The sequence below is a fragment of the Haloferax denitrificans ATCC 35960 genome, from assembly GCF_000337795.1.
Classification (GTDB): domain Archaea; phylum Halobacteriota; class Halobacteria; order Halobacteriales; family Haloferacaceae; genus Haloferax; species Haloferax denitrificans.
On record NZ_AOLP01000012.1, the window covers coordinates 150,770 to 162,906 of the forward strand.

At 66.3% G+C, this 12,137-nt stretch carries 11 protein-coding genes; 5 read left to right on the forward strand and 6 right to left on the reverse strand.

Annotation, left to right across the window (positions count from 1 at the left end; translation table 11 throughout):
* Nucleotide 1: 1 nt before the first annotated feature.
* From C438_RS12550 to C438_RS12560, 3 genes are all read right to left on the reverse strand, one after another.
* On the reverse strand, nt 2-511 hold the full coding sequence (locus tag C438_RS12550) for a DUF2062 domain-containing protein (protein ID WP_004969827.1): 510 nt from the start codon (nt 509-511) through the stop codon (nt 2-4).
* 97 nt (nt 512-608) lie between these two features.
* Nucleotides 609-1,046 carry a CBS domain-containing protein gene (locus tag C438_RS12555; protein WP_004969828.1) on the reverse strand — a complete coding sequence of 146 codons (438 nt, stop codon included), beginning with the start codon at nt 1,044-1,046 and terminating at the stop codon, nt 609-611.
* Between the two features lies 1 nt (nt 1,047).
* Nucleotides 1,048-3,345, reverse strand: a complete 2,298-nt coding sequence (locus tag C438_RS12560) for a methyl-accepting chemotaxis protein (protein ID WP_049918030.1) — start codon at nt 3,343-3,345, stop codon at nt 1,048-1,050.
* A 175-nt stretch (nt 3,346-3,520) separates the two neighbouring features.
* On the opposite strand from C438_RS12560, the gene C438_RS12565 reads away from it, so the two are divergent.
* A complete protein-coding gene (locus C438_RS12565) occupies nt 3,521-3,814 on the forward strand; it encodes a hypothetical protein (protein ID WP_004969830.1) in 294 nt (97 codons plus the stop codon).
* A 53-nt stretch (nt 3,815-3,867) separates the two neighbouring features.
* On the opposite strand, the gene sucD is transcribed toward C438_RS12565, so the two are convergent.
* The 3 genes from sucD to C438_RS12580 form a co-directional block, all read right to left on the reverse strand.
* Complete coding sequence (gene sucD, locus C438_RS12570) at nt 3,868-4,737, reverse strand: succinate--CoA ligase subunit alpha (protein ID WP_004969831.1); 870 nt, start codon at nt 4,735-4,737, stop codon at nt 3,868-3,870.
* Nucleotides 4,734-5,879, reverse strand: a complete 1,146-nt coding sequence (sucC, locus tag C438_RS12575) for an ADP-forming succinate--CoA ligase subunit beta (RefSeq protein ID WP_004969832.1) — start codon at nt 5,877-5,879, stop codon at nt 4,734-4,736. Before sucC ends, sucD begins: the two co-directional genes overlap by 4 nt.
* 436 nt (nt 5,880-6,315) lie before the next feature.
* On the reverse strand, nt 6,316-7,044 hold the full coding sequence (locus C438_RS12580; protein ID WP_239640677.1) for a hypothetical protein: 729 nt from the start codon (nt 7,042-7,044) through the stop codon (nt 6,316-6,318).
* A 44-nt stretch (nt 7,045-7,088) separates the two neighbouring features.
* On the opposite strand from C438_RS12580, the gene C438_RS12585 reads away from it, so the two are divergent.
* The 4 genes from C438_RS12585 to C438_RS12600 all read left to right on the forward strand — a co-directional run bounded on the left by C438_RS12585 (nt 7,089) and on the right by C438_RS12600 (nt 12,041).
* Nucleotides 7,089-8,054, forward strand: a complete 966-nt coding sequence (locus C438_RS12585; protein WP_004969834.1) for an NADPH:quinone reductase — start codon at nt 7,089-7,091, stop codon at nt 8,052-8,054.
* A gap of 99 nt (nt 8,055-8,153) precedes the next feature.
* Nucleotides 8,154-8,861 carry an SDR family oxidoreductase gene (locus tag C438_RS12590; protein ID WP_004969835.1) on the forward strand — a complete coding sequence of 236 codons (708 nt, stop codon included), beginning with the start codon at nt 8,154-8,156 and terminating at the stop codon, nt 8,859-8,861.
* Between the two features lie 251 nt (nt 8,862-9,112).
* The gene (locus tag C438_RS12595; RefSeq protein WP_004969836.1) at nt 9,113-10,450 is read left to right on the forward strand and encodes a sodium-dependent transporter; all 1,338 of its coding nucleotides are present in this window, start codon (nt 9,113-9,115) and stop codon (nt 10,448-10,450) included.
* Nucleotides 10,451-10,622: 172 nt separating this feature from the next.
* Nucleotides 10,623-12,041, forward strand: coding sequence for a sodium-dependent transporter (locus tag C438_RS12600; protein WP_004969837.1), 1,419 nt, complete (start codon nt 10,623-10,625; stop codon nt 12,039-12,041).
* The last annotated feature ends 96 nt before the right edge of the window (nt 12,042-12,137 follow it).

Below are 12,137 nucleotides of genomic sequence, written 5' to 3' on the forward strand. Positions count from 1 at the left end.
GTCACGACGATACGTCGGGTCGGGCGTCGTCGCTTCGACTCTCGGCGGCTCCCGCCGGCGACGCCAACCGCTGTCGCCGGTGGTGCAGACGCGCCAGTTGGAGCGTCACCGCGTAGCCGACGACGGCGAGGGCGACGGCGAGAATCGTGTTGCCGACGAGCTGTCGAAACAGGATATCGAGACCGGCGCTGAGCGACACGTCTGCGACCGAGGCCCCCGGAACCGGGCCGAGCAGGTGCGAGCCGAGCCAGAAGCTCGCGCCGTAGACCGCCCACTTGACGGGCGGGTTGAACACGACGAGCGTGGCGACGAGCGCGAGTCGGCTCGCCCGCTCGACGAAGTAGCCGATGAGGGCGAACAGCGCGAGGGCGGTCCCTGCGGTCGGCATGGCCACGAAGAAGACGCCGAACGCGAAGCTGGCGGCCACCTCGTGAGGTGTGTGGTCCGCCGCGAACGCTCGTTCGAGGCCGGACCTGACGCGGGGACGAATCGACGCGAGACGGTCGTACACTCGTCGCGACTAGAAGCGAGACGTCGTTATCAACGCTTCGCCGATTTGGTTCGTGATAGCAATCGGCGTGGAACGCCCGGCGACCGGCGGGCGGCGGTCAGCGGAACCGGCGGTCCGACTCCCATTTGTCCTTGAGTTCTATCATCTGGCCGACGCCGCGGGCCACGTCCGAGAGATGGAAGGCGATGTCCGTGGCGGTCACGATGCCGACCATCTCCGAGCCGTCGACGACGACGAGCTTTTTCACCCCTCGGTCGCGCATCTTCTCGGCGGCCACGCGCGTCGTGGAGTCCGGTCGGACCCACTTGATGGGACTCGACATGACCGCGCGGGTCGGGACCGCGGACAGCGGCTTCCCGCTCGCCACGCCGGCGCGGAGCGCGTCCGACTCGGTGACGATGCCCGCGGGACCGCCGTCGGCCATCACGACGACGCTCCCCGCGCCCCCGCGGAGCATGGTTCGCGCGCAGTCGGCGACGCTCGACCCCAGTTCGACGGTCGCAACCTCCTCGGTCATGATGTCGTCGACGCGCATCTCAGTCGTCCGCGGGCGAGGGCTCTCGCTCGGGGCGCGACTCGGACGCGGCGCGGGTCCGGTCCGGGTCGGTTCCCGCCGTCGCCTCCTCGCCGAGCACGTCGTCGACGGTCGCGGCCACGTCGCCGCCGTCGTCGACCTCGAACGCGTCGAGGAGGTCGTCGAGGTGGCTCACGTGCGACGAGAGCTCGCGCACGTCTCCGTTGACGTCCACGAGCGCGGCGCTCTGTTCTTCGGCGGTCGCGGAGACGTTCTCGGCCTCGGCGGCGGTCTCCTCGGAGATGCCCGCGATTTCGTCGGTCATCGAGAGCACCTCTTGGGAGGAGTCGGCCTGACTGCCCGTGGCGTCCGAAATCTCGTGGACGCTCGCGGTCGTCTCCTCGACGCGCTCGACGATGCCGTCGAAGGAGGAAAGCGCCTCGTCGACCGAGGTGGCGCTCTCTTCGACCTGCGCCTGCATGCGTTCGATGCGGGAGACGACGGCGTCGCGCTGGCTCTCGATTTCGGCGACGAGCGACTCGATGTCGCCCGCCGAGGACTTCGTCTCCTGTGCGAGCTGTTTGACCTCGTTGGAGACGACGGCGAACCCCTCGCCGGCCTCGCCCGCGCGGGCGGCCTCGATGTTCGCGTTGAGCGCGAGGATGTCGGTCTGTTCGGCGATGTCGGTGATGACCTCGACGATTTCCTCGATTTGGGCGAGGCGGTCGTCGAGTTCGCGGACCTCGCCCACGGTCGCCTCCGTCTCGGCGCGCACGGCGTCGATGTCGTCGAGGGCGTCGGTGGCGGCGGTCTGGCCGTCCAGCGAGCGCGCCTCTGCCTCCTCGGTGAGCCGGACGAGCTCGTCGGCCGACGAGGCGATCTGCTGGATGGACGCAGAGAGGTCGTTAATCTCGTCGGCGGCGGCGACGAGGCTGTCGGTCTGCTCGCTCGCGCCCTCGGAAATCTGCTGGACCGACGCCGACACCTCCTCGCTCGCGGCGGACACGTCGTCGGCGCGGTCGGCCACGCGGTCGGCGAGCGTCGCCACGTCCTCGCCGAACGTCTTGACCGTGCCGACGGTCTGTTCGATGTCGTCCATCATCTCGTTGTACGCGGCGGCGACGGTCGCCATGTCGCGGCTCTCGGAGTCGGTCGGGAGGCGGACGCGCAGGTCGCCGTCGGCCGCGCGGGTCATCGCCTCGCTGTAGGTCCGGGCGTCGGTCCGCTGGTCGCGGAGGTCGTCCCGGAGGTTGCCGATGCCGCGGACGACCTGTCCGAACTCGTCTCTCCGGTCGGTTTCGAGGTCGACGTCGAGGTCGCCGTCGCGGAGCGCGGCGACGGTCGACGCGAGGTCGACGAGCGGGAGCGCGGTGTTGCCGCGGACGATGAGCGCGAAGGCGACGAAGCCGAGTATCGAGAGCGCCAGCAGTGTCGCAATCCCCAGACCGACGCTTCGGGAGAGCGCGAAGACGTGGCTCGCGGGGGCGTGCAGGAGGAGCACGCCGCCGGAGACGGGGACGTGCGCGACGACGTGCGGCGAGGAGACGAAGCCCTCGACCGGGTCGAGGCGGGCGACCCCCGTCTCGCCGGCGAAGGCGTCGTCGAGTTCGGACGCCTCGGCGGCGGGATAAGCGACGTTCGACTGGCCGCCGCCGCCGTCGTAGAGGACGTTCCCGTCGGTCGTCACGAGTTGGGTGAAGCCGCCGTCGATGCGGTTGCCGTCGAGCGCGGCCCCGAGCGAGGACGCCTCGGCGACGAGGACGATTGCGCGCGGTTCGATGGACGGAAGCGGCGCGACGAAGCCCATGTAGGCGACGCCGTCTTCGACGTAGACGGTGGTCCGCTCGACGCCGTCGTCCGAGAGGTCGGCGCTCGCGGGGAGCGGAAGCGACCCGCCTTCGAACAGCGTCGTCCCGACCGCGCCCTCCTCGGAGGAGCCGATGACGGTCGTCGTCTCGGTGTCGACGAAGTGGAGCGCGGCCACGTCCGCGGGCATGTCCGCTTTCGCGGCCGTCAGGGTCGCCGAAGACCGGCCGTCGAGCGTGCTCCCGGCGGCGGGGTCGTCCGCGACGATGGTGGCGAGGCGTTCGCGCTCGTCGAACCACGTGTCCACCTGCAGGGCCTCGCGTTCGGCCTCGGTGAGGAGGTTGGCGCGGGCGTTCTCGTCTATCGTGGATGCCGTCTGTTGATACTGGACGGCTCCGACGCCGGCGACGAGGACTGAGACGAGTAGCATCGCGGCGACGAGCCGCCGCATGTAGCTCTCCGTAATCGCATCAGGAAGCCGTGATTCGGCCTCCAAAACGAGATTCTCGGCCATTACCGTACCGACCCGAATGCGGTGCATAAATCCGTGCCTTCGAGTATCAAACGAGATAATAAGTCGACGCGGCGACGGTCGAACGGGCTTCGACGACTGCGGACCGCGGGCCGGGCGGCCCCGACCAGTCCGCCCCGAGCGTCAACCATACGGCTGTTGAACGCTAGCAACCCACATGGAAACCGAGTTCCGCCTGCTCGTGGCGGGCTTCTGCATCGTCGCGCCGTCGCTGTTGTTCGTCGGGTTCGTCAGACTGCTCGACGCCATGCGCGAGGACGACCTCGTCGAGCGCGTCCTCGACAGGGTCGACGAGGGAGGCGGGCCGACCGGGACGGCGCTCGACCCGACGACGTTCCTGCGGTCCGCAGGGGAGAAGTCGCGTCGGCGGACGGCGGTCTGCCGGGAGTGCGGCGCGCCGAACGCGACCGACGGCGGGCGCTGTGGGCTGTGCGGGGCGGCGTTGCGATAGCGCGGGCGCGAAAAAAGAATCGAAGAAAACGGAAAGCCGCGTTCGAGGCGGCGTTAGAGGAAGTCTTCGATGTGGTCGGCGACCTCGTTGGGGGTGTCGCCGACGGGGACGCCCGCGTCGTTGAGGGCGGAAATCTTGGACTCCGCGGTGCCCGTGCCCGACCCGGAGACGATAGCGCCGGCGTGACCCATGCGCTTGCCCGGCGGTGCCGTGCGGCCGGCGATGAAGCCGGCGACGGGCGTGTCCATGTTCTCCGCGATGAACTTCGCGGCCTGCTCTTCGTCCTCGCCGCCGATTTCGCCGCACATGACGACCGCGTGCGTGTCGGGGTCGTTCTCGAACGCTTCGAGGGCGTCGACGAACGACGTGCCGATGATGGGGTCGCCGCCGATGCCGATGGCGGTGGTCTGGCCGATGCCGCGCTCGGTCAGGTTCGAGACGACCTGATAGGTGAGGGTGCCGGAGCGGGAGACGAGGCCGACGTTCCCCTCCTCGAAGATGTTTCCGGGGAGGATGCCGAGCTTGGACTCGCCGGGCGTGATGATGCCCGGGCAGTTGGGACCGATGAGGCGCGTGTCGGTCTCCGACAGGCGCTTGTTGACCTTGGCCATGTCCTGCGTCGGGACGCCCTCGGTGATGGCGACGACGAGGTCGAGGTCCGTGTCGAGCGCCTCGAAGATGGCGTCAGCGGCGAACGCCGGCGGGACGAACACGACCGAGGCGTTGGCGTCTTCCTCGTCGACCGCCTCTTCGACGGTGTCGTAGACGGGGATGCCGTCGACGTCCTGACCGCCCTTTCCGGGGGAGGTCCCGGCGACGACGTTCGTGCCGTATTCGACCATCTGGCGGGTGTGGAACTTACCTTCGCCACCCGTGATACCCTGTACAACCACTCGCGTGTCGTCGTCGACGAAAATGCTCATTGGGACACCTCCTGTGCGTTCTTGACGGCACGCTGGACGGCGTCCTCCAGCGTCCCCTCGACCTGTACGAGGTCCGTGTTCAGAATCTCCATGCCCTCCTCGGCGTTCGTGCCCGCGAGGCGGACGACGACCGGCTTGGGAATCTCGTCGAAGCTCTCCAGCGCCTCGTTGATACCCTTGGCGACCTCGTCGCCGCGGGTGATGCCGCCGAAGATGTTGAACACGACGGAGTCGACGTTCTCGTCGGAGAAGACCATGTCCAGCGCGTTCGCCACGCGCTCGGCCTTCGCGCCGCCGCCGATGTCGAGGAAGTTGGCGGGTTCGCCGCCGAAGTAGTCCACGAGGTCGAGCGTCGTCATGACGAGCCCGGCACCGTTGCCGATGATGCCGACGTTACCCGACAGGCGGACGTAGTCGAAGCCGTACTCGCCGGCCTTGGCTTCGAGGTCGTTCTCGTAGGCGTCCTCTTCCATCGCCGCGAGGTCGTCGTGACGGAACAGGGCGTCGTCGTCGATGTTCATGACGGCGTCCGCGGCGACGATGTCGCGGTCCGAGGTAATCATGACGGGGTTGATTTCGATGTCCGACGCGTCGTTCGACTCGTAGAGGTCGTACAGCGTCGTGAGGAACGAGGCGACGTCGAAGGCGACGTCGCGGGGGATGCCCGCCTCGAAGACGACCTTCCGGGCCTGATAGGGATGCAGGCCGAACGCGGGGTCGATGTGCTCGCGGGCGATTGCGTCCGGGTTCTCCTCTGCGACTTCCTCGATGTTGACGCCACCCTCCGTCGAGACCATCGCGACGGGCTTGCCCTCGCTTCGGTCCATCGTGACGCCGACGTACAGTTCGTTCTCGAAGTCGACGCCGGCCTCGACGAGCACTCGGTCGACCGTGTAGCCCTTGAGGTCCATCCCGAGGATGTCCTCTGCGGCCTGTCGAGCCTCGTCTTCGTTCGTGGCGATTTTGATGCCACCGGCCTTGCCACGCCCACCGACGTGTACCTGCGCCTTGATGGCGGCGGGGTATCCGATCTCCTCGACCGCCTCCATGACCTCCTCTACCGACGACGCGAGACGGGACTCTGGCACCGGAATCCCAGCCTCTGCGAAGATGTCCTTCGCCTGGTATTCGTGAAGCTTCATTACCATGCGTGGGAGGGGAAGGCACGCGCTTAAATCCCATTCATCTACGTTCAGGGTCGACGGTGTCAGACTCTCCTAATAGATAACTCGTTTTGCATATATGCGTTCTATGAGGGCTGAACGGTACGCGTAGGGTCAAATGAACCCGAAGCTCTGGATAGGAAAACACTTTTGCATATATGCAACCCTCTATGGTACACAGAGATGAACCCAGATACGCTGGATCTAATCAGCAAGAACATCGAGAGAAACCACGATAAATACGTGGCGATGGGTTCTCCCGGTGAGGTCACCGAGGACAAAGCCTGAGCTAAAACCCGTTCTCCCGGCCGTGATTGATCACGCTTCGTAACTGTTCGAGCGTCGGCTTCATCGGCAGGCGATTCTCGCAGTCCAAGAGGAAATTTCTGAAATATCGATGCCAACTAACGTATAGTTAGTCTTTCAGCCACAGAGAATTGTATTTCACATCCGAATGGAGGCCACGAATTATCTTGGAATGCAGTACGGCACGCTCGATGTGATCTCCGGGCCACTCCTCGTCGGGGAAATCGACATCGTTCTGCTTCAGTAAACCGTACAAAGAGGCCATGCCTGTTCGGTGGTTCGCATCCGGAAACGTGTGAATTCCAGCAAACGCACGCATCCAATGAGTACACTGCTGTGAGAGTGATTCTGTCCGTGGGAACTCGCGGAGCAAGCGGTTTAGTTTCCAATCGGTAGCTCCGAGAATCTTTTGTTGGGTGTATGTTGGCGACTCGTTGAGGATTCGATAGTCGTTCTCCGGATCTCTGAAGAACTGGAGGTTAATCTGCTTGATGTCTGTCGGGTCTAACTTCGAAAAGTCGGTGAGACGCCAGTCGGAGACACAGAGTCCCTCATCGATGACGAGATCCTCCCCAGAGAACCAGGGAGAACAACCCTCCTCGGCGAAGACGGCCTCGCCAGATGCGGTCGCTTCGAATGTATCTTCAGCGACTTCCACGACTGCCCCCACACGGGCGAGCAAGCGGCATTGAAGCCGAATTACGTTCTCTCGAAACCGGTCCTCCGCGAGGTCCTCGGGCGTGGAAACCCCACGCTCTACTAGCCGGCTCAAGAGTTGTTTCTCAGAGAGGTACATCGGACCGCCTCGTTTCTGCCACGGCGCGAGGTTTCGGTCCATGGTGTAGGGAAAATACGTAATAGGATAAGAACTTCTGTGTAACTATGCGCGCTGTCAGATTCCACGACCACGGCGGACGCGACGTGCTTCAGGTAGACGACATCGACACGCCCGAGCCGGCGGCGGGCGAGGTCCTCGTCGACGTCGCGGCCGCGGGCGTCAACCCGGTTGACACGTACTTCCGCGAGGGCTCGTACCAGCCGTTTGCGATGCCGATGATTCCCGGCGTCGACGTGGCCGGAACGGTCGCGGCGGTCGGGGCCGACGTGACGGGATTCGCGGAGGGCGACCACGTCGTCGGCACCGGCATCGGCAAGGACCACTACGGCGGCTACGCCGAGTTCGCGGCCGTCCCGACCGACCGGCTCGCGGTCCTCTCGGACGACGTGGACCTCGTCGCGGCCGGCGGCGCGGGCGTCGCCGGCGTCACCGCGTGGCGCGCCCTCGTCGACCACGGCGGGATGCAACTCGGCGACACGGTGCTGATTCACGGCGGCTCCGGCGGCGTCGGCCACGCCGCGGTCCAGCTCGCCGCGGCGTCCGGGGCCCGCGTCATCGCCACCGCCGCGCCCGACTACCACGACCGGGTGGCCGAACTCGGCGCGGACGTGGTCCTCGACTACGACCGCGACGACCTCGCGGACGCCGTCCTGGAGGCCGCGACGGGCGACGGCGTGGACCTGACGCTCGACCACCGGCTGGACGACTACCTCCAGTTCGACGCCGACGTGGCCGCTCACGGCGGTCGCATCGTCGGCATCGGCGAGAACGACCCCGAAGTCGGCTTCGACCTGTCGTCGTCGGCCCGGGGGAAGGACCTCTCGCTGACGATGATGAGCATGTTCAACACGCCCGACCTCTCCGCGCCCCTGCGCGAACTCGCCGGGCAAATGGGCGCGGGCGAGTTCGAAATCGACGTGGCGCGGACCTACGACCTCGACGAGGCCGCCGAGGCCCACCGCGCCGTCATGGAAGACAGCTTCCTCGGCAAGTTGGTCATCACGCCCTGACGGGCCGTCTCCCCGCACTACTGCGGTCGGTGGCGGCCGGTCGCCTGCGGGCGCACAGCCGCGACCGAATTATGTTCCGTGCGCACTTACCGCACGGACATGGACGTGGTATTCGATTTCGACGGAACCGTAGCTCTCGTGACCGGTGCGAGCGGCGCGCTCGGTGGCGCGGTCGCCCGCGCGTTCTACGAAGCGGGCGCGTCGGTCGCGGCCGCGGACGTGGTCGAACCCGACGACGAGGACGGCTTCTTCGAGTCCGAGGAGGTTCGGTTCTACGAGGGCGATTTCACCGACGAGGACGACGTGGCACGCGTCGTCGACAGCGTCGTCTCCGACTTCGGCCGCCTCGACCACCTCGCCAACATCGCCGGGACGTGGCGCGGCGGGACGCCGGTCGACGAGACGGACGCGGACACCTTCGACTTCCTGTTCGACGTGAACCTCAAGACGATGTTCCTCGCGTCGAAACACGCGATTCCGCACCTCCGCGAGACCGAGGGGTCCGTCGTGAGCGTCTCGGCCCGCTCGTCGCTTTCGGGCGGCGAGGGCGACGGCGTCTACCGGGCGTCGAAGGCCGGCGTGCGCCTGCTCACCGAAACCATCGCCGAGGAGAACCGCGGGATCGTGCGCGCGAACGCGGTCATGCCGAGCGTCATCGACACGCCGATGAACCGCGAGATGATGGCCGACGCCGACTTCGACGCGTGGGTGAAACCCGAGGAAATCGCCCGAACCGTTCTCGCGCTCTGTTCGGACGCGACTCCCGTGACGAGCGGCGCGGCCGTCCCGGTGTACGGCGAGGCCTGAGTCGCCTGACTCGTGGCAACATTCGCCACGAGAGGGTATGGCATTCGTTTCGGTGCGCACGAATTTTTACGCGGTACGCAAGGGATTCACGAACACGACACTCGTTAGAAAAATGAGGATACTTAGGGGATAAATTCGGACGAACGCGACACAGACTATAGTTGGTTGGAGAATTATGTTGATTTTCGCTCCGATATGCGACGGCATACCGCGTCATTTATCAGGCCCACATCGGCAACAGGGTGATAGACATGACCGAACGTGAAACGTGGGCAACCAGGGCAGGGTTCATCCTCGCGGCCGTCGGCAGTGCGGTCGGCCTCGGGAACATCTGGCAGTTCCCGTTCAAGACCGCCGAGTTCGGCGGTGCCTCCTTCCTGATCGTCTACCTCGTCGCGGCGCTCGGCATCGGCCTCCCGGCCATCCTCGCCGAGTTCGTCATCGGACGCAAAGCCAACCTGAACACCATCAGCGCCTTCGAGAAACTCGGCTACAAGGAGTGGCGCGTCGTCGGTGCCGTCGGCCTGTTCACCGGCTTCTGGATTCTGTCGTACTACAGCGTCGTCGGCGGCTGGGTCCTCCGGTACATCGGCGGGAGCCTGACGGGCGCGTACTTCGCCGCTCCCGCGGAGTACTTCGGTCAGGTGTCCGCCGGGATGGACGCGCTCGCGCTCCACGCCGTCTTCATGGCGCTCGTCGTCGGCATCGTCGCCGCGGGCATCGAAGACGGCATCGAGAAGGCGACGAAGCTGATGGTGCCGAGCATCGTCGTCATCCTCGCCGCGCTCGCCGTCTTCGCCTTCACGCTCCCCGGCGCGTCGGCGGGCTACGCGTACTTCCTCTCGCCCGACTTCAACGCGCTGTCGGAGAACTTCGCCGAAATCGTCCCCTTCGCCGTCGGCCAGGCGTTCTTCTCGCTGTCGCTCGGCATGGGCGCGATGATTACCTACGCCTCCTACATCGACGGCGACCAGAGCCTGTTCGGCGACGGTATCACCATCGTCTTCCTGAACAGCTTCGTCGGCATCCTCGCCGGGCTCGTCGTCCTCCCGCTCCTGTTCGCGCAGGGCATCGACCCCAACACGAGCGGGGCGGGCGCGGTGTTCATCAGCGTCGCCGGCGCGTTCGGCGACATCCCCGGCGGCCAGATAGTCGGCCTCGTCTTCTTCGCGGTCGTGCTCATCGCGGCGCTCTCGTCGGCGATTAGCCTGCTCGAAGTCGTCGTCTCGTGGGCCATCGACAACTACGACGTGTCCCGCCCGCAGATGGCCGTCGGCCTCGGCGGCGTCATCTTCCTGCTCGGCGTCCCCTCGGCCATCGACACCGCGTGGCTCGGCTGGTTCGACACGCTCGCCTACCAGCTTCTCCTCCCGCTTTCGGTCCTCGGCATCCTCGTCTTCGCGGCGTGGGTCTACGGCGCGCCCGCCATCGACGAACTGATGAAGGGGAGCGGACTCGGCGAGGGCGTCGGCCTGACGTGGCTCTGGCTCGCCCGCACGCTCGTTATCGTCGCCGTCGTGGCGACGCTCGCCCTCGGCCTCCAGACGCTGTTCCTCGGCGAGAGCCCGGCTATCATCCCGCCCCTCTGAGGCGGCTGACGGTCCCGCTTTTCGAGCGGTTAGGAATCATCGGTAGCGACGCGTATTCTCCGACTATTCGACGGCAATTTTCACGCGTAGACCACTCAAAACCGTTAAATTTCTCCGATGACGTATCGTCGGTCCGAAAGCCCTTTTACCGGTGGACTGGCAATGGGTGGCAATGACACGAGAAACATGGGCAACACGGCTCGGGTTCATCCTCGCGGCCGTCGGTAGCGCGGTCGGCCTCGGGAACATCTGGCGGTTCCCGTGGCAGACCGCCGAAAACGGCGGCAGTGCGTTCCTCGTCGTGTACCTCGGTATCGTCCTCCTCGTCGGCGTCCCCGGACTGCTCGGCGAGTTCGTCATCGGCCGCCGCGCGAAGAAGTCGCCGGTCGGCGCGCTCCGGGACCTCTCGGGGTCGAACAAGTGGGGTATCGTCGGCGCGTTCTCGGTCGTCACCGGCATCTCGTTGCTCTCGTTCTACAGCGTCGTCGGCGGGTGGATTATCCGCTATCTCCTCGAAAGCGGGGCCGCGGTCGTCGGCGGGAGTCCCGCGTACTTCACGAATCCGGGCCAGTACTTCGGCGGCGTCTCCGCCGGCGTCGACGCGGCGCTCTACCATCTCCTGTTTCTCGGCCTGACCGCGCTCATCGTCTTCGCGGGCGTCCGCAAGGGCATCGAACTCGGCACGAAGGTCATGATGCCCGCCGTGCTCGTCCTCCTCGTCGGCCTCGCCGGCTGGGCCGCGACCCAGCCCAACGCGGCCGCGGGCTACGCCTTCTTCCTCCGATTCGACCCCTCGGTCATCTCCGAGAACTTCTTCGCCATCCTCGGTCCCGCCGCCGGGCAGGCGCTTTTCACTCTCTCGCTCGGCGCGGGCACGATGATAACGTACTCCTCGTACCTCGGCGAGGACCGCTCTCTCCCCTTCGACGGGAGCGCCATCGCCATCCTCAACACGGCGGTCGGGGTCGTCACCGGCCTCGTCGTCTTCCCGCTTCTGTTCTCGCAGGGCATCAACCCGACCGAGACCGGCACCGGGCCGGGCGCGCTGTTCGTCGGCCTCGCCGGGGCGTTCTCGCAACTCCCCGCGGGGACGCTCATCGCCACCGCGTTCTTCGCCGTCGTGACGCTCGCGGCGCTGTCGAGCTCCATCAGCATGCTCGAAATCCCCGTCGCGTTCCTCGTCGACGAGTACGGCGTCTCCCGAAGACGCGCCGTTTCCGGGATGACCGCGCTCGTCGCCGTCACCGGGACCGTCTGCGCGTTCAACCCGAGCATCTTCGGCTTCGTCGCCGGGCCGCTCGTGAACGTCCTCCTGACCGCCGGCCTCGCCGCGTTCCTCCTGTTCGTCGGCTGGGTCATGGGCCGCGAGGCGCTCGAAGAGTTCGCCGCGGGCGCGGGCGACTTCGGGAAGTCCCTCGGCACGCCGTGGCTCTTCGCCGTCGGCGTCGTCCTCCCGCTGTTCCTCGTCTTCACGCTCCTCACGCACTTCGGCGTGGACACGACCATCGGCTTCTGGCCGACCGTCGCGGTCGCCGTCGTCGCGTCCGCCGCCGCCTTCTTCGGGCTTCGACAGCCCGACTCGGTCGTCTGAGCGGCGACTCGACCCCCGAACTCCTTGTTTTCCACCGACGAAACCGCGAGGAGCGGCCCGTCCCCGCGCCACCAACTGTGATGATTGTTCCATCTA